16 protein-coding genes are annotated in these 17,235 nt (G+C 72.7%); 9 read left to right on the plus strand and 7 right to left on the minus strand.

What is annotated here, in order from left to right:
- Window positions 1-15: 15 nt before the first annotated feature.
- Window positions 16-189: a hypothetical protein gene (locus B0I32_RS57545; protein WP_181307189.1), complete on the minus strand. Its 174-nt coding sequence runs from the start codon at window positions 187-189 to the stop codon at window positions 16-18.
- Window positions 190-294: 105 nt separating this feature from the next.
- On the opposite strand from B0I32_RS57545, the gene B0I32_RS09545 reads away from it, so the two are divergent.
- Entirely contained in the window at window positions 295-1,080 is a 786-nt protein-coding gene (locus B0I32_RS09545) for an SURF1 family protein (RefSeq protein ID WP_181307191.1), read from the plus strand.
- Window positions 1,081-1,082: 2 nt separating this feature from the next.
- Entirely contained in the window at window positions 1,083-1,394 is a 312-nt protein-coding gene (locus B0I32_RS09550; RefSeq protein WP_106236832.1) for a DUF3817 domain-containing protein, read from the plus strand.
- A 37-nt stretch (window positions 1,395-1,431) separates the two neighbouring features.
- On the opposite strand, the gene B0I32_RS09555 is transcribed toward B0I32_RS09550, so the two are convergent.
- The 3 genes from B0I32_RS09555 to B0I32_RS09565 form a co-directional block, all read right to left on the minus strand.
- Window positions 1,432-1,623, minus strand: a complete 192-nt coding sequence (locus tag B0I32_RS09555) for a hypothetical protein (protein ID WP_106236833.1) — start codon at window positions 1,621-1,623, stop codon at window positions 1,432-1,434.
- A gap of 123 nt (window positions 1,624-1,746) precedes the next feature.
- Entirely contained in the window at window positions 1,747-2,838 is a 1,092-nt protein-coding gene (locus B0I32_RS09560) for a protein kinase domain-containing protein (protein WP_106236835.1), read from the minus strand.
- Window positions 2,839-2,890: 52 nt separating this feature from the next.
- On the minus strand, window positions 2,891-3,745 hold the full coding sequence (locus B0I32_RS09565) for an arylamine N-acetyltransferase family protein (RefSeq protein WP_245955702.1): 855 nt from the start codon (window positions 3,743-3,745) through the stop codon (window positions 2,891-2,893).
- Between the two features lie 73 nt (window positions 3,746-3,818).
- Here B0I32_RS09565 and B0I32_RS09570 point away from each other — a divergent pair, with 73 nt between their 5' ends.
- From B0I32_RS09570 to B0I32_RS09595, 6 genes are read left to right on the plus strand one after another with little or no spacing between them, the layout of a single operon-like run.
- Entirely contained in the window at window positions 3,819-4,502 is a 684-nt protein-coding gene (locus tag B0I32_RS09570) for a response regulator transcription factor (RefSeq protein WP_245955703.1), read from the plus strand.
- Window positions 4,499-7,642, plus strand: coding sequence for a DUF4153 domain-containing protein (locus B0I32_RS09575; RefSeq protein WP_106236837.1), 3,144 nt, complete (start codon window positions 4,499-4,501; stop codon window positions 7,640-7,642). The genes B0I32_RS09570 and B0I32_RS09575 overlap by 4 nt, the downstream gene beginning before the upstream one ends.
- An 8-nt stretch (window positions 7,643-7,650) precedes the next feature.
- Complete coding sequence (locus B0I32_RS09580; RefSeq protein ID WP_106236838.1) at window positions 7,651-9,219, plus strand: N-acyl-D-amino-acid deacylase family protein; 1,569 nt, start codon at window positions 7,651-7,653, stop codon at window positions 9,217-9,219.
- Between the two features lie 47 nt (window positions 9,220-9,266).
- The gene (locus B0I32_RS09585) at window positions 9,267-10,343 is read left to right on the plus strand and encodes an alanine racemase (RefSeq protein WP_245955704.1); all 1,077 of its coding nucleotides are present in this window, start codon (window positions 9,267-9,269) and stop codon (window positions 10,341-10,343) included.
- 9 nt (window positions 10,344-10,352) lie between these two features.
- A complete protein-coding gene (locus tag B0I32_RS09590; RefSeq protein WP_106236840.1) occupies window positions 10,353-10,733 on the plus strand; it encodes a RidA family protein in 381 nt (126 codons plus the stop codon).
- Window positions 10,734-10,742: 9 nt separating this feature from the next.
- Window positions 10,743-11,939, plus strand: coding sequence for a hypothetical protein (locus tag B0I32_RS09595; RefSeq protein ID WP_106236841.1), 1,197 nt, complete (start codon window positions 10,743-10,745; stop codon window positions 11,937-11,939).
- A 58-nt stretch (window positions 11,940-11,997) separates the two neighbouring features.
- Here the strand turns inward: B0I32_RS09595 and B0I32_RS09600 are convergent, their stop codons facing one another.
- Together B0I32_RS09600 and B0I32_RS09605 are read right to left on the minus strand one after the other, a co-directional pair.
- Window positions 11,998-12,546: a TetR/AcrR family transcriptional regulator gene (locus B0I32_RS09600; protein ID WP_106236843.1), complete on the minus strand. Its 549-nt coding sequence runs from the start codon at window positions 12,544-12,546 to the stop codon at window positions 11,998-12,000.
- A gap of 5 nt (window positions 12,547-12,551) precedes the next feature.
- Complete coding sequence (locus B0I32_RS09605; RefSeq protein ID WP_106236844.1) at window positions 12,552-13,166, minus strand: LysE family translocator; 615 nt, start codon at window positions 13,164-13,166, stop codon at window positions 12,552-12,554.
- Window positions 13,167-13,268: 102 nt separating this feature from the next.
- On the opposite strand from B0I32_RS09605, the gene B0I32_RS60870 reads away from it, so the two are divergent.
- On the plus strand, window positions 13,269-16,022 hold the full coding sequence (locus tag B0I32_RS60870; RefSeq protein WP_106236846.1) for a helix-turn-helix transcriptional regulator: 2,754 nt from the start codon (window positions 13,269-13,271) through the stop codon (window positions 16,020-16,022).
- 195 nt (window positions 16,023-16,217) lie between these two features.
- On the opposite strand, the gene B0I32_RS09615 is transcribed toward B0I32_RS60870, so the two are convergent.
- Entirely contained in the window at window positions 16,218-17,093 is an 876-nt protein-coding gene (locus B0I32_RS09615; RefSeq protein ID WP_181307193.1) for an ABC transporter substrate-binding protein, read from the minus strand.
- Window positions 17,094-17,235: the final 142 nt, after the last annotated feature.

A 17,235-nucleotide genomic window follows, 5' to 3' on the forward strand; every position in this document is an offset into this window, starting at 1 on the left:
GATGCTGTCGGCTGACTACTGGAGCAGCAGGAAGGCGGCTACGCCGACGATCACGACCGCGGCGACGACCACGATGATGGGGATGAGGGGCGACTTCTTGGGCTTGGCAACGGCCTCCTGCTCGCGCGCGTTCGCGAACGCGCGGAAGGCCTGGGTGTTGCCCGCCGGGTCAATATGCTGGTCAGACATGGGCAGCAGCCTAGCGTGCTCGCCTGTTCCGTTTGTGCCTTTTAGTGTGATCCGTAGGTATGGGCTGATTAGCAGACCGCCCCACCCGGCGGATACTTTGAAGGCATGCTGAGGACCCTGCTCTCACCCCGCATCCTGGGGCTGCACCTGCTCACGATCGGGGTCCTCATCGCCTTCATCCTGCTCGGCCGCTGGCAGCTCGGAGTCTTCCAAGATTCGGGAAAGCCTCATGCGGCCACCGATCCCGCGCCCGTCACGGTCGCGACGCTCGCCGGGGTCGGCACCCAGATGGACGGCGAGGCGGTCGGCCGCAGGGTCACCGCACAGGGCGTCTACGAGGCCGGCCGGCAGCTTCTGGTCGCCGACAGGAAGCCCGACGTCGACGCCCCCGGCGGCAACGTCTCGCGCGACGAGGGTTACTGGGTGCTCACACCGCTGCGGCTCGACGACGGCACGCTCATGCCGGTCGTCCGCGGCTGGACGGCCAAGCCCGACGACCCGGCCGTGGCCGTGGTGCCGCAGGGGAAGGTCGCGGTGACCGGGCGGCTGCGGCCGCAGCAGGGCACCGACAGCGTGCAGCGGCGCTCGGAGGGCCTGCCCGCCGGCCAGGTGCAGACCGTGTCCACGGGCGAGCTGGTCAACCTGTGGAGCGGGCAGCGGGTGCGCACCGGCTATGTGGTGGCGCAGCCGGCCTCGGGCTCGCTGGCGCCGGTCCAGGTGAACCCGCCGGTGGTCGGAGGCACGTTCACCTGGCGTAACCTGGCATATGCCGCCAACTGGTGGATCTTCGCTGGATTCGCCGTCTTCATGTGGTTCCACTTCGTCCGCGACGCCGTACGAGCGGATCGGGACCGCGGCAAGTCGTCCCCTGAGATGGTTCTGGAAGGTTAACGGTGGAATCGGCTCTGAAGCCCTTCCGGGCACTCGCGTACGTGGTCGGCGTCATGCTGCTCGTGCTCTGCGTCGGCATGGTGCTGCGCTACGGCTTCGACCAGCCGGCCATGTCGAAGATCATCGCCCCGATCCACGGCGGGCTCTACATGATCTATCTGATCACGGTGATGAACCTGGGCATGAAGGCGCGCTGGGCGTGGCCGTACATGCTCGGTGTCATGCTCGGCGGCACGGTGCCGTTCCTGTCCTTCTACGTGGAGCGACGGGTGACCCAGCGCGTGCAGACGGCGCTGGCCGCGGCGGAGGCCTGACCGGGCTGCGCCCGATCGGGCCCCGCCGCCGAGAGCCTCAGCGGCCGATGCCGCGCCTGCGGGCCCGCTTGAGCCGCTCACGCTGCGACGGGTCGAGCATCAGGTAGCCGACCACAGGGGCGGCGACCAGGCCGAGGACGACCAGCAAGGTGACCCAACCGGGCAAGAAGATCAGCGAGAGCAGAACCGCGGCGCCTGCGCCGATGGCGTACTTCTGAACTGGCGACATCCTCAACTTCCTCCGAACGCGGAGCGCGCGCCCCGCCTCTCCCACATTCTGCGTCCTCTGTCCAACGTGTGAACCCGTCGCTGAGGTTCCGTTCGCGATGTATCGCAATCGTTGTGCCGGAGGTCAAGCACTTCCTGAGGCGATCCTGAGCAGGTCGCGGCGGAGCTCGTCCAGTGTGGGACGTTCCAACGGGTTGCCCGACAGGAGCCGGAAGAGCACCGGAGCCAGCGGGCCCGCCCGCCGCAGCGGCGCGCCCGGCGCGGGCGGCCCGCCCTCGACGGCGGTGAACAGGGTGGCCCCGAGCGACCAGAGATCGGCGGCCTGGGTGGCGGCGCCCTCGGGAGCCGTGTACGCCGGGAGCGTTCCCGGCCCCGGCAGCGGCGTCAGCCGGGCCCGGCCCCAGACGTCGATGAGCACGTTCCCCGGATGCACGCCGCCGTGGAACCCGCCCCAGTCCGCCAGCCGGTCGAGCACGGCCAGCCCGATCGCGGCCACCTGGGCCGGCGGCAGCGGGCCCGACGCCCTGACCACGGTGTCCAGCGGCCGGTCCACCGCCAGCCGCTCCAGCGTCTCGCGCACCACCTCCGCCGGCGGCGGCCCCAGGCTTCCCGACGAGCTCTTCACCGGCCGGAGCATCGCCCTGACCAGCGACCTGAACGGGTCGGCGCCCTCGGTGGGCGCCCGGCCCGGCGGCCGGCCCTCGACCGCGAAGTGCAGCGTGGCCGCCAGCGCCCACAGGTCGGCGGAGGGCAGCATGCTGAGACTGGGGAAGCCGAACCCGGTGAGCACCGCCCGGCCGGTCGTGGTCAGCAGCACGTTGCCGGGATCGACCCGGCCGTGCACGATCCCCGCCGCGTGCGCCGCGGTCAGCGCAGACAGGACGCAGACGCCGATCCTGGCCGCCTGCGGGACGGGCAGCGGACGGCGCGAGCGGACGGTCTGCTCCAGCGACGCCCCCGAGACGAACTCCATGACCAGCCACGGCTCGCCGTCCTCGACCAGCACGTCGAGCACGCGCACGACGAAGGCGTGACGCAGCGCGGTCGCCCTGCGCGCCTCCTGCAGAGCGGCCTCGCGCAGCTCAGGGGGCACCCGTAGGCGCCTGACCGCGACGTCGCGGTGTTCCGCCTCGTCGAAGGCCAGCCGTACGGATCCCGCCCCCAAGGGATTCAGCAGCCGGTAGCGACCGTTCAGTTTCCTGGTCTCATCAGCCATTCCGAGTCGCACGATAGCTCCCCGGCCGCCGCATGACCATGGGCCTGAGCGATCAATCCGAACCGGCGCGCGACCAGCTCTCGTGGGCCGCGCGCACCTTGTGCCAGAGCCGGTCCTTCTCCTCGGCGCTCACGTCGTCCAGCGGCAGCAGGAACACGTCCGCCAGTGCCGCGTAGTAGTCGCGCGACGTGCACAGCGTCACCGACTGCGTGCCGTTCCCGAGGCGCTTCAGCTGCAGCCCGCGCAGGACGTCCACCCCGTAGGCGTCGCGCCGCTGCACCGTGGCCACGCGGACGAAACCCGAGGCCGGCGACGTGGTCAGGTGGCGGTGCATGTCGGCGAACGCCGACATCCGCGCCGGTTCGAGCCCGAAGTCCATGCCCTCGAACGAGCCCACGGGGTCGTGGTCGAGCCGCCAGCCGCCGGGCGCCACCTGCGACGGGCGCAGCACGTACCGGAACGGGCCCTGCCGGTAGCCGCCCGCGACCAGCGGCAGCGGCTCGTGCAGGGCGTCGCCGAGCCCAACGTCCACCAGCCAGGCACCGCCCGGATTGGCCTCCGACGGCAGGTCGCGCACGGTGAGCACCAGGTGGTTGCCGGTGACGCCGGGCTCGCCGCCCCGGTTCTGCACGCCGCCGACGTGCCGGGTCACCTCGTAGCCGAGGGCCGCGAGCAGCTCCGAGAACGCGCCGTTGAGGTGGTAGCAGTAGCCACCCCTGCCACGCAGGATGCGCTCGGCCGACTCCAGCGGATCGACGGTCGTGGTGCGGCCGAGCCAGATCTCCAGCGCTTCGTAGGAAACCTTTTCGATGTGCGCGGCGTGCAGGGCGCGCAAGCCCTCCGCGCTCGCGGGAGCGCCGAGCAGCGCGGGCAGGCCGAGGCGGCGGAGGTATCCGGGGGTGTTCACGCCGCCAAGTCTGCACGGATTGTGCACGAATCGGGGAGTGTCGTCTGCACAGGCCGCTCGTAGTCTTTCGTACGTGGCAGAGCAGCGACGCATTCTCGTGGTCGAGGACGACGTGACCATCGCGCTCGCCGTACGGAACAGGCTGGCCGCCGAGGGCTTCGACGTCAGGGTGGCCGGCGAGGGGCAGGACGCCCTCGTCCAGTACGGCAGCGCGGAACCGGATCTGGTGGTCCTCGACCGGCTGTTGCCCGGCATGGACGGGCTGGAGGTGTGCCGCAGGATGCAGGCGGCCAGGCCGGTGCCCGTCCTCATGCTGACCGCGCTGGGGGAGGAAACCGATGTGCTGGTCGGGCTGGGGGTCGGGGCCGACGACTACCTGACCAAGCCGTTCAGCATGCGGGAGCTGGTGGCCAGGATCCACGCGCTGCTGCGCCGGGTGGAGCGCGCGGCCCAGCTGGCGGCCGAGGACACCGTGATCAGGGTCGGCGAGGTGGAGATCGACACCGCCGCCCGCCGCGTCTTCGTCCGCGGCGCGGAGGCCCAGCTCACCAGGACCGAGTTCGACCTGCTGCGCCGCCTGGCCGAACGCCCGGGGCAGGTCTTCGAGCGCGACCGGCTGCTGTCGGACGTGTGGGGCTTCTCCGAGGCGGCGGCCACCAGGACCGTCGACAGCCACGTCCGCGCGCTGCGCCGCAAGCTCGGCTCCGACGTCGTCCGCACGGTGCACGGCGTCGGGTACGCCCTGGTCCGGCGATGAACCCGCTCGATTTTCTCGGCCGGATCAAGGTCAAGCTCGGCATCGTGATCGTGCTGGCCGTCGGGACCGCGTTCGTGGTGAACGAGCTCGGCATCCAGTCAGGGCTCACCCGCGAGACGCGCATCGCGGTCGCGGTCGTGCTGGCGCTGATCATGGTGCAGGTGCTGGCCATGGGCATGACCAAGCCACTGCGCCAGATGGCCAGCGCCGCCCAGACCATCGCCAAGGGCAGCTACACCCTGCGCGTGAACGCCACCTCCCGCGACGAGGTGGGCGAGCTGGCCAGGGCCTTCAACGCGATGGCGGCCGACCTCGGCGAGGTCGACCGGCAGCGGCGCGAGCTCGTCGCCAACGTCAGCCACGAGCTGCGCACCCCCATCACCGGGCTGCGCGCCGTGCTGGAGAACGTGGTGGACGGCGTCTCCGCGCCCGACCCCGTCACCATGCGCACCGCGCTCGCCCAGACCGAACGGCTCGGCCGGCTCGTCGCCCAGCTGCTCGACCTGTCGCGGCTGGACTCCGGCACCCGCCTGATCGAGGCCGAGGCCGTCGAGCTGGCGCCGCTGATCGAGCAGGCGGTGCGCGAGGCCTCGCTGGCGCGCGAGGACGTCGTGATCCGCTCGTCCGTACCGGCCGGCCTGGTCGTGCGCGCCGACCCCGACCTGCTCGCCCAGGTGCTGGCGAACCTGCTCGACAACGCGGTACGGCACAGCCCGCCCGCGGGCGAGGTGGTCATCCGGGCCGCGGCGTCGGGCGCCGAGGTGCGGATGGAGGTCGCCGACCAGGGGCCCGGCATTCCGGCGTCGGCCAGGGCGCGCGTCTTCGAGCGCTTCTCCCGGCTGGACGCGGGGCGGGCGGCCGACTCGGGCGGGGCCGGGCTGGGGCTGGCCATCGTGAAGGAGATCGTCGAGCTGCACGGGGGATCCATTCGAATCGACGACGGTGCGGGTTGCCGGATGGTCGTCGAGCTACCAGGAAGGACGACGATGGCTGAGGCGCCATCAGAGGGTGCACGCGACACGGGGGACGTGGAGCGCTCACTGCCCGCCGAGCCGGCGGAGGAGGCCCTACCCGCTCCGGCCGGGCAACCGGTTGACGCGGTGCACGCGTCCGGGCCGCCGGCGAGTCCGGTCATGGCGGCGGGCGCGTCCTCGGACGGTGTGCCAGCGGAGAAGGCCCCGATGGCGACCGCCACGGCCGGCCCTGCCGCGGCGGCGGTCGTACGGACCGAGGTGCCCGGTGGTGGCGGGCCGGTCGGGGCCGGTCCGGCAGCGGGGCACGCCTGGCCGATCGCGCCGGGCGGGGGCGGGATGCCGCCGGTGGGGATGCCGGTCTATCCGCCGCCGCGTGAGCCGTTCGCCGGTGGGCTGGGCCGGATGGTCGTCGGCGGCGTCCTCGGGCTGCTGGTCGGGCTGGTCGGCGGCATGTTCGCCGCCGTGCTGGCCAGCGTGGTCGTGGGGGACGGGGCGGCGCTGGTGACGCTCATCGGGTGCACCGCGCTCATGGGAGCACTCGGCGCCTCGCTGGGAGCGGGGTCCGGCAGGCGGGCGATGGAGGCGTACCAGGCGGCCACCCGGGCGGGCCCGCACGCCGGCACCCCTGAGGGAAGCCAGGCCGGGGGGCTGGGCGGGGAGCCGTACCGGGGGCAGATGGGGCCGCCGCCGGCCTACGTGCCGCCGCCGCTCTTCCCCAGGCCCGAGGTGCCCGATCCGCCGCGCTGGCTGCTGCCCGCCGCCGTGGGCGCCGGCGTGTTCGCCGCGGTGGCGCTGCCGGAGGCGCAGGTCGGGCTGGGCATCGTGCTGGTCGCGATGGTGGTGGGCGGCGCGGCGCTGCCCGCGCTGCTGCACCGGATGACGCCGTGGACGCTGGCGTTCGGGCTCACCGCGTACTGGCTGATCTCGATGGCGGCGGTGCGGGACGCCGACTGGCTGGTGGCCATCCTGCTCGTGGCGGGAGCCGGGCTGGGTGCGCTGGCGGTCTCCGGAGCGGGCGCCGGCTGGGTGGGTGTGATCAGGGGCGGGATGTCGGTGCTGCTGGCGTTCGGCCCGGTGCCGTGGTTCCTGGCCGGGCCGCTCAGGCGGCTGACGGCGCGGCGGCGGGTCCTGCCCATGGTGGGCGCGCTGAGCATCACGGCGGTGCTGCTGCTGGTGTTCGGGCTGCTGTTCGCCTCGGCGGACGCGATCTTCGCCTCGTACGTGGAGCGGCTGACCACCACCCCCGCCTGGGCGGAGTCGATCCCGGGACGGATCTTCCTGTTCCTGCTGTTCGCGGTGCTGCTGGTCGCCGTGGTCCTGGTCGCGCTGCGGCCGGTCGTGGACCCGGTGGGGCCGGGGACGAGGTTCCGCGTGAGCCGGAGCATCTGGGCGCTCCCGCTCACGGCGGTGAACATGCTGTTCGCCTCGTTCGTGGCGGTGCAGATCACGGCGCTGTTCGGCGGCGACACGCTGGTGCTGAGGACGGCGGGCCTGACCTACGCCGAGTACGCCAGGCAGGGGTTCTTCCAGCTCGTGGTGGTCAGCGTGTTCGTGCTGGGCATCGTGGCGGTGGCCGCGGGGCTGCTCAGGGTCGAGCGGGCCGAGCGCTGGCTGCTGGCCGCGCTGCTCGGCGTGCTCTGCGGGCTCACCATGGTGGTGCTGGCCTCGGCCCTGCACCGGATGAACCTCTACACCGACGCCTACGGCCTGTCCCGGCTGCGCCTGTCCGTGGAGGCCACCGTGTGGTGGCTGGGCGCGCTGTTCGCCCTGGTGCTGCTGGCGGGCGCGGCCCGGCTCACCGGCCGTCGGTCCGGCTGGCTGCCCAGGACGATCGTGCTGGTCACCGGGCTGGGGCTGGTGGCGTTCTCGATGGTCAACCCCGATCTGCGGGTGGCGGAGTCGCAGGTGCAGGTGCGCGGCGTCACCAAGCTGGACTCCGACTACCTCGGCGATCTCGGCGCGGAGGCCGTGCCGGCCCTGGACCGGCTGCCGGAGCCGCAGCGCAGCTGCGTGCTGGCGGACGTGATCGCGGCCAACCGGCTGGACCGGCCCGACTCGTGGAACGGCTGGAACCTGGCCCGTTCCAGGGCCCGAGACCTGCTGGCCGAGCGGCCGGTGGTGAAGGGGGTGGGATGTACTCCGGCGTACTTGCAGCGCTCTGATTGAATCTTGGTGTGAGCTTCGACGTAGTCATCAGCGGCGGGCGGGTGCTCGACGGCACGGGCGCCCCGCCGTACCGGGCGGACGTGGCGATCGCGGGCGATCGGGTCGCGGCGGTCGGCAGGCTCGACGGCGCGACGGCGGGCACCGTGATCGACGCGACCGGGCGGTTCGTCGCGCCCGGGTTCGTCGACTGCCACGCCCACGGTGACGCGGTCGTGTTCGACCCCGGCGTGCAGCTGGCGGCGTTGCGGCAGGGGGTGACGACGTTCGTGCTGGGGCAGGACGGGCTGTCGTTCGCACCGGGATCCGCCGCCACCGTCGCCTACGCCTCCCGCTACTTCGCCGCCGTCAACGGCGAGCTTCAGCGCGACGGCGGACGCGACGGCGAGCCGGGGTCCGCCTTCGGGCCGGGGCCGTTGAGCGTGGCCGAGCTGCTCGGCGCCTACGACCGCGCCGTGGCGCTCAACACCGCCTACCTGCTGCCCCACGGCACCATCCGCTACGACGTCATGGGCCCGTCGGCCGAGCCCGCCTCGCCCGGCGACCTGGCCGCGATGCTGCGGCACGTCGAGCGGGGGCTGTCGGAGGGCGCGGCGGGGCTGTCGAGCGGGCTCGAATACCTGCCCGGCGGCTACGCCTCCGCCGAGGAGCTGGCCGCCCTGTGCGCCCCGCTCGGCGGGCTCCCGTACGTCACCCACATGCGCGCCTACGGCGAGCGCGCCGGGGTCGGCATGGCCGAGGTCGTGGACATCGCCGGGCGCTCCGGTGCCGCCGTGCACGTCTCGCACCTGCACGGGCCCGCCGACGTGCTGCTGCCGCTGGTCGACGAGGCGCTCGGCAAGGGCGTCGACCTCACCTTCGACACCTACCCCTACCTGCGCGGCAACACGATCCTGGCGATGATCGTGCTGCCGCCGGCCGTGCCGGGGGCCGAGCCCGCCCGGGCCCTGGAGATGATCGGCTCCGGCGCGCTCGACGACTGGTGGCCGACGCTGGCCACGACCTGGCCCCGGCTGACCGTCTCCCACGCGCCCGGCCTGGAGTGGGCCGAGGGGCTGACCATCGTCGCGGCGGCCGGGCGGGCGGGGGTGGAGCCGGCCGAGTTCTGCCGCCGTCTCCTGACGGAGACGAACCTGGAGGCCGGCGTGGTCTCCGCCCGGCCCGACGAGGGCCCGCTGGGCGAGGAGTCCGTACGCCGGGTGTTGCGGCATCCGTCCCACACCGGCGGCTCCGACGCCATCTACGTGGGCGGGCACCCGCATCCGCGCGGGTTCGGGGCGTTCGCCAGGTTCCTCGGCCGGCACGTCAGGGAGCTGGGCGACTGGACCTGGGAGCAGGCCGCGACGCACCTTGCGTCCCATCCGGCCCGGCGCTTCGGGCTGACCGACCGGGGGCTGCTGCGCCGCGGGTTCGCCGCCGACGTGGTGGTGTTCGACCCGGCCGTGGTGGGCGACCTGGCCACGTACCAGGAGCCGCGCAGGCTGGCGGAAGGCGTGGACGACGTGCTCGTCTCCGGGGTGCGCGTGCTGGCCGGCGGCGAGCTCACCGGGGCCACCCCCGGGCGGGCGCTCCGGCCCTGAACGCCGGAACGGTTGGGATAGGGTCGGACGCGGACGAAGGGGGTGTTGTGCCGGCGAACCTCGGCCAGTCGGTCTTCGACGGCGGGCTCGAATTTCCCGCGATGCTGGTGCACAGGGGCGCGCTGGCGCACAACGTGACCACGATGGCGGCGTTCGTCCGCGACCACGGCATGGAGCTGGCGCCCCACGCCAAGACGCACATGTCGCCCGAGATCGCCGCGATGCAACTCGCCGCCGGAGCCTGGGGGCTCACCGTGGCGACGCCCCGGCAGGCCGAGACGGTCAGGGGGTTCGGGGTCCGGCGGATCATGGTGGCCAACCAGGTGGTCGATCCCGCGGGGCTCACCTGGGCCGCCCACGAGCTGGAGCGCGATCCCTCGTTCGAGTTCCTGAGCTTCGCCGACTCCACGGCCGGGGTCGACATCCTGGCCGGCCACGCCGGGCCGCGGCCGTTCCGGGTGCTGGTCGAGCTGGGCCACGAGGGCGGCAGGGCCGGCTGCAGGTCGGTCAAGGAGCTGCTGGAGCTGGCCTCGTACGTGCAGGTGACCCCCGGCGTGGAGCTGGCCGGGGTGGCCGGATACGAGGGCGGGCTCAAGAGCGCCGACGAGGTCCGCGACTATCTCGGCTCGCTCCAGGAGGCCGTCGAACACCTCCGCGTCCGCAATCCCATCCTCAGCGTGGGCGGCAGCCAGTGGTTCGACGTGATCGGCCGCGAGCTCGTCGCCACCCAGGCCAGGATCCTGCTGCGCAGCGGCGCCTACGTCACCCACGACGACGGCTTCTACCGGGAGCGCACCCCGTTCAACCGGATGGAGGGCGAGCTGCGCCCGGCGCTGGAGGTGTGGGCGCACGTGCTGTCCACGCCCGAGCCGGGGCTGGCCATCGTGGGCATGGGCAAGCGGGACGCGCCCTACGACGAGGGCCTGCCGATCCCGCGCCGCGGCGGCGTCACGATCGTGAAGATGCAGGACCAGCACACCGTGGTCCGCGCCACCGGGCTCAAGCCCGGTGACCTGCTGGCCTTCGGCATCTCCCATCCGTGCACGGCCTTCGACAAGTGGCGGCTGCTGCCGCTGGTGGACCAGGACTACCGTGTCGTAGGCACGATAAGCACCAACTTCTAGGGAGATTTCGTGAAAAAGGAGCTCAGGACCACCGAAGGCGCCGCCCCGGTCGGCGCCTACTCGCAGGGACTCGTGGTGGGCGACTTCGTCTACACCTCCGGCATGGGGCCGCTCGACCCCAAGACCGGCGAGGTCGTCGGCACCGACGTCGCCACCCAGACGCACCAGGTCATGCGCAACCTCGGCGCCATCCTCGCCGCGCACGGCCTCGGCTTCGACGACGTCGTCAAGTCCACCGTGCACCTGCAGCACCTCAAGCGCGACTTCGCCGCCTACAACGAGGTCTACAAGTCGTACTTCAACCAGCCCTACCCGGTCCGCACGACCGTCGGGTCCGAGCTGATGGACATCCTCGTGGAGATCGACTTCGTCGCGCACAAGAGCGCTTAAGGTCGTGGTGTGGACAGTTCGGTGTACGTCTTCGTCGAGGACCTGCGCGGCGAGGGCGTCGAGCGGGTGCTCGACAGGATCAGCGGGTACGGCGTCCGCGGCGTCACCGTCGGCGCCGTGCACCACGCCTCCCGCGACGTCACCCCGCACGGGCTGTCCAGGCTGACCCTGCGCCACGACGGGGCCCACTTTGTCCCGCCGCCCGAGCTGTTCGACGGGCTGAGGCTGACCCCCGTGCCCGGCCACCTCGACGCGCTCGACGGGCTGCGTGAGGCGTGCGCGAAACGGTCCATGAAGCTGCACGGGTGGACGGTCTTCCTGCGCAACGCCACGCTCGGCGAGCGCCACCCCGACGTGACCGTACGCGACTGCTTCGGCGACCGCGGCTCGCTCACCGACCTGTGCCCCGCCCACCCCGACGTGCGCGAATACGCCGTCGCGCTGGCCAGGGCGGTGGCCAGGCTCGGCGTCGACAGCGTGGTGGCCGAGTCGCTGCACTTCAGGCCGCTCAAGCCGCAGCGCTCGTTCGTGCCCCTGGGGCCGATGGACGCCTACCTGTTCGGGCTCTGCTTCTGCGACTACTGCATGCGCCGGGCCACCGACCTGGGCGTCAACGCCGAAGTGGCCCGCGACGAGTGCGCCAGGATCGTCGGCGGCGTCTTCGACGGCGACCCGCCCGCCCAGGGCGAGGTGACCAGGGCGGCGCTGACCGCGTACGCGGGGCCCGACGTCGTCGCCTACGCCCGCGCGCGCTCCGAGACCGTCACCACGCTGGTGTCCGAGGTTTCCTCCGCGGTGGCCGGCGAGGGCTCGAAACTGGTCTTCATCGACTCGACCGGCGCGGTCAAGGGCTACACCGACGGGCTGCCGACGCCGGGTCTGGCCGCCCATGACGCCTGGCAGCTCGGGGTCGACCTGGTGGCGCTCGGCGACCTGGTGCCCGCGTTCGGGGTGCTGGCGTACGCGCGTGACGCGGCGCGGGTGGCCGACGACGTCGGCGCCTACCTGCGCTCGGTGGGCAAGGACCGGGAGGTGCGGGCGGTGCTGCGGCCGGGCTACCCCGACAGCGACTCCGCCGACCGGCTGGTGGCCAAGGCCCGTGGGGCCAAGGCGGCGGGGGCGCTGGCGGTCGACTTCTACGCGTACGGGCTGGCGCCGCACCCGGTGCTCGACCGCATCCCGGCCGCGCTGTCGGAGTCGCTCTGACCGGACGCCGTTCTCCGCGTGACCTGTGCGACCCCTCCTCCGGACCGGTCGGCCGTGGTCAGCGGGTGCGGACGCCGTCCAGGACCGCCGAGACGGCCTCGGTGGCGAAGTCGTCGCCCACGTCCAGGTCCCTGAGGACCGCCCGCATCCACACGGCCCCCGCCAGCAGATCCACGATCAGCATGGGGTCGGCGGACTCCTTCAGCTCACCCCTGACGGCCGCCCGTTCGAAGATCTCCCGTTCCCTGGCGAACCTGTCGGCGAAGAAGCGGTGCCCGTCCAGCTCAGGATGGCGGACGGCGGCGGCCAGCGCGGCCACCGCGATGTCGGCGGCGGGCCGCTGGGTCAGCAGCCGCCTGACGCCCTCCACCAGCGCGACCAGGTCGCCGCGCAGGCTGCCGGTGTCGGGCGCCGCGAAGCCCAGCACGTCGGACTCCACCAGGGCGGCGCCGAGCAGCGCGGCCTTCGACGGCCACCAGCGGTAGATCGTGGTCTTGTTGACGCCGGAGCGCTCGGCGACCCCCTCCACGGTCAGGCCGTCGTAGCCCTTCTCGGCCACCAGCCGCACCGTCGCGTCGAAGATCTCCTGCTGCTTCCTGGGCGCCATGCGGTTCATTTTCTCCCGGCGAAGGCGGTGGCCACGCCCAGGGCCAGGTAGACGACGCCGCTGACGTACCGGAGCGTTCTGGCCGCACGGTCGAGGCGGCGGCCGAGCGCGCCGGCGGCGACGGCGTACACGAGGTCGGAGATGAGCCCGAGGAGCAGCAGCGTGAGGCCGAACACGGCCATCTGCAGCGCGGGGGAGCCCGCGCCGGGGTCCACGAAATGGGGCAGGAACGCCAGGAAGAACAGCGCCACCTTGGGGTTGAGCACGTTGACCAGCATGCCTTCGAGGAACACCTTGCGCAGCGGCTGCGGCTCGGGCCGCCCGGCGTGCGCGTCCTTGCCGGTGAACGCCCGGACGCCCAGGTAGACGAGGTACGCGACGCCGGCCCACTTGATGACCGCGAAGAGCGTGGCGGATCGGGAGATCACGTACGACAGGCCCGCGGCGGCGGCCGCGATGTGCACGAGCGTGCCCGCCTCCACGCCGAACGCGCTGGCCAGGCCCGCCGCCCGGCCCTGGGCGAGCCCTCTGGCGGTGATGTAGAGGTGGTTGGGGCCGGGGATGAGCACCAGGGCGAGGGAGGCCGTCACGAAGAGGGCGAAAGTCGCGGGAGGTATCACGAACCGCAGCGTAGGACGGTGTTGGTCCCCCGGTCAGGGCCAATCCCGGCCCGGCTGACTGGACCAATCGGCTGTCGGTGCGGCATGGCATAGTTTCAAGGCGTGAACGGTCTTCTCGTCGGGCGCTCCTCTGAGTTGGCCGGGCTCGTGCAGGTGCTCGACTCCGCCGCCGAAGGCGTGGCCGGGGTGGCGCTCGTCGGCGGAGACGCCGGCATCGGCAAGACCCGGCTGGTCACCGAGCTGGCCGCCCGGGCCAAGGAGCGCGGCTTCAACGTGCTGGTCGGCCAGTGCGCCGAGCTCGGTGACTCGCTGCCCTACCTGCCGCTGGCCGACGCGCTGCGCGGCGCGGAGCCCGCCGTGCGCGCCGCCGCCACCGCCCATCCGCTGCTGGGCCAGCTGCTGCCGGGCGCCGAGAGCCAGCCGTCCGCCGGGCTCACCCAGCAGCGGCTGTTCGGCTCCTTGCTCGGGCTGCTCGCCGAGCTCCAGCCCGTGCTGTTCGTGATCGAGGACCTCCACTGGGCCGACCGCTCCACCCGCGACCTGCTGGTCTTCCTCAGCCGCATGGTGCAGAACGAGCGGGTCTGCGTCGTCGGCACCTACCGCACCGACGACCTGCACCGACGCCATCCGCTGCGATCCGTGCTGGCCGAGCTGAAGCGCCTGCCCACGGTGATGAACGTCGAGCTGGGGCCGCTGGGCACCGGCGAGATGTCCGACTACGTCGCCACCCTGGGCGAGGTGGACGCCCAGGGGCTCGGCCTCATCGTCACCCGCGCCGACGGCAACCCGTTCTACGCCGAGGAGCTGTTCGCGGCCATGGCCGAGGGCGACGCCCTCCCCGACGGGCTGGCCAGCCTGCTGATGTCCAGGGTCGAGGTGCTGTCCGAGGCCGGGCAGCGGGTCCTGCGCGCCGCCGCCGTGGCCGGGCGCCGGGTCGAGGACGACCTGCTGCGCGAGGTGTCGGGGCTGCCGCTGGCCGAGTTCGAGGAGGCGGTCCGCGAGATCGTCTCGCGCGGCCTGCTCAGGGTCAAGGGCCACGGTTACGCCTTCCGCCACGCCCTGCTGCAGGAGGCCGTCTACACCGACCTGCTGCCGGGCGAGCGCACCCGCCTGCACACCGCCTTCGCCCGCCTGCTCACCTCGCCGGCCGAGCTGGCGCACCACTACCTCGCCGGCCACGACCTGGCCGGGGCGCTGCGGGCCTCCATCGAGGCGGGGCGGGCGGCCGAGCGGATCGGCGCGCCCGCCGAGGCGCACAGCCACTACGACCGGGCGCTGGGCCTCTGGGAGCGGGTCGACGACGCCGAGCGGCTGGCCGGGGAGAGCCGGGCCGGGCTGGCCTTCCGCAGCGCGGTCATGGCCTCCGACAGCGGCGACAACCACCGGGCCGTCGTCCAGCTGCGCGCGCTGCCGCCGACGTCCGAGGTGAGCGAGCGGCTGGCGTACTACCTCTACGAGACCAAGGACCAGGAAGGCGCGATCGCCGCGGCCGAGCGGGCCGTCGAGAGCGCCGAGGACCAGGTCGCGCTCGCCCGCGCGCTGGCCACCCACGCCCGCACCCTGCTGTGGTCGTCGCGGCACCAGGAGGTCGAGCCGCTGGCCGAGCGGGCCCTCGCGACCGCACGCGCGGCCGGGGTCAGAGACGCCGAGGTGAGCGCGCTGGTGTCGCTGGCCAGCTTCGTCGAGCTCCGCGGCGACATCGACCGGGCGCACGCGCTGCTCGACGCGGCCTGCGCGGGGCGCACCGGCGACCTGGCGATGGACCTGCGGGCCCGCTTCAACCACGCCCGCATCCACTACGAGCAGGGCCTGCTCACTCGCGCCGCCGAGGTGGCCGACGACGGCATCCTGATGGCGTTCGAGACCGGGCTCAAGTGGAGCACCTACGGCACCGACCTGCGTTTCCTGCGCTTCCTCATCCACTACGCGGCCGGCGAGTGGGACCAGGCCGAGTCGATGGCCGCCGGCTTCGGCGCGCGGGTCGGCACCGTGCCGGAGGCGATCCTGTCGTCGTTCGCGCTGTTCATCGAGGTCGGCCGCGACCTGTCGGCGGTCGAGGGGCGGCTCGCCCTGCTGCGGCCGTTCTGGTCCGACCCGCTGGCCGTCTACATGTCCAGAGCGCTGGCGGCCGAGCACGCGCTGTGGCACGGCGACCCGGCGACGGCGCTCGACCACGTGCTCGCGGTCCTCGCGGTGGTGGACGAGGACGACGTGGGCATGCTGCGGCCGATCGCCATCGGGCTGTGGGCGCTGGCCGAGCTGGGCACCACCGAGGGGGCCGACGACCTGCGCGCCCTCGCCCACGCCACCCTCAAGGCCGGGCCCGCCGGCGAGGGCGGCTACGTGGGGCCCGAGGGCCGGGCCTGGGAGCTGCGGGTCGAGGCCGAGTGGCATCGCGTGCACGGGCGGCTCGACGTGCCGCTGTGGCGGCGGGTGGTGGAGACGTTCGACGTCGCGTCCGTCTACGAGGCGGCGCGGGGCAGGTGGCGGCTGGCCGAGGCGCTGCTGGCGGCCGGCGACCGGGAGGCCGCGCAGGCGGAGTGGGAGCTGGCCAGGGAGACGGCGGGCAAGCTGCGGGCCGTGCCGCTGGAGAACGCGCTGCTGGAGTTCGGGCGACGGGCCCGGTTCGGCGGCGGGGGCAGTGGTGGCGGCGCGGGTGACGCCGGGCTGACGGCGCGGGAGGTCGAGGTGCTGCGGCTGGTGGCCGAGGGGCTGACCAACCGGGAGATCGCGCAGCGGCTGTTCATCGCGCAGAAGACGGTGAGTGTCCACGTGTCCAACATCCTGGGCAAACTCACCGTCTCCACCCGCACCCAGGCCGCGGCGGCAGCCCGGCGACGAGGACTGCTGGAGTGACCGCCCTCGGCCTCGGGCAGAGGGGTCGGCGCGTCTGATCCCAGGGCGGCGGGTCCGTGGACGCCCGAGTCTCGGCCCTGTGCGTGGGATTCCGGATGCCCGGTCGGGTGGGTTGTCGTTGGACGGGTGTGGGAGTCCTGGTCAGGTCGGGGCGGGCCTGACCAGGGGATGAGCCGTGATCATCAAGGGGTGGGGTCAGGAGCCGGGGGCTGCGGCGATGAGCGGGGTGGCGTCGAACTTCTGCTTCAGGTAGCCGAATTCGAGCATGAGGTCCGCCACCCGCTGCACCTTCGCCGGATCGACGGAGGTGGCGAAGCCGCCGAGCTTCATCGTGGCGGCGGTGGCGCGGTCGATCTTGGTGTACTTCTCCAGGGCGGGAGCCACCTCGGCCGGGTTCGACAGGGCCAGCTCGGCGCCCTTGCGCAGGGCCCGCTGGAAGGCCGCGACGGTCTTCGGGTTCTGCGCGGCGAAGGTCTCCGTGGTGAGATAGCCGGCGATCGGGAAGTCGGCCATCGGCCCGGCGAACGGCTCGGCCAGCTCGACCGCCCCCGACTGTGCGGCCGCCGCCTGGCTGAACGGCTCGGGCAGGAACGCCACCTCGACCTGGCCGCTGTCGAGCGCCCCGGCCATCTCGGGGAAGGGCCGTTCGATGAACTTGACGTCCTGCGGTGCCAGCCCGGCGGGCTTGAGCAGGGCGCTCATGGTGAGGGTGGCGATGTTGTTCAGCGTGTTGACGCCGATGGTGTGCCCCTTGAGCTGGGACAACCCGGTGATCGGCGAGCCCTTCTTGGTCATGAGCGTGAAGTTGCCGGGCTTGGCATCGTACGCGGCTCCGACGATCTTGAGCTTGACCGTGCCGCTGGCGGCGGCGAGCAGGGCGGAGACGTAGTTGCCGTGCATGATGTCGAGCTTGCCGGAGACCAGGTCGGGCATCGCGGCGGCGCCGCCCGTGATCTGCTCGGTGGTGACCTTGAGCCCTTCGGCGGCGAAATAGCCTTTGTCGATGGCGATCTGGATGGGGGCGACCTCGGGCAGCGGCAACATGCCGATCCTGATTTCGGCCTTTTCCAAACCATTGGCTTGTCGGCCCGAATCACCTCCGCCGCCGCAGGCGGTGATCAGTAATGCGAGAAGTCCGAGGACGGTGGCGCGCCGGAAACCTGACATGAACGCTCCTGAGAAGAAATGCGTCCGGTAAAGGCGATCATCGAGC

The sequence above is a fragment of the Nonomuraea fuscirosea genome, from assembly GCF_003001935.1.
GTDB lineage: Bacteria > Actinomycetota > Actinomycetes > Streptosporangiales > Streptosporangiaceae > Nonomuraea > Nonomuraea fuscirosea.

Coding starts and splice junctions, on each gene's coding strand:
- B0I32_RS09600 (WP_106236843.1), bottom strand. CDS start 12,546: ATGGCGCCCAGGAAGCAGCAGGAGATCTTCGACGCGACGGTGCGGCTG.
- B0I32_RS09560 (WP_106236835.1), bottom strand. CDS start 2,838: ATGGCTGATGAGACCAGGAAACTGAACGGTCGCTACCGGCTGCTGAAT.
- B0I32_RS09545 (WP_181307191.1), top strand. CDS start 295: ATGCTGAGGACCCTGCTCTCACCCCGCATCCTGGGGCTGCACCTGCTC.
- B0I32_RS09575 (WP_106236837.1), top strand. CDS start 4,499: ATGAACCCGCTCGATTTTCTCGGCCGGATCAAGGTCAAGCTCGGCATC.
- B0I32_RS09555 (WP_106236833.1), bottom strand. CDS start 1,623: ATGTCGCCAGTTCAGAAGTACGCCATCGGCGCAGGCGCCGCGGTTCTG.
- B0I32_RS57545 (WP_181307189.1), bottom strand. CDS start 189: ATGTCTGACCAGCATATTGACCCGGCGGGCAACACCCAGGCCTTCCGC.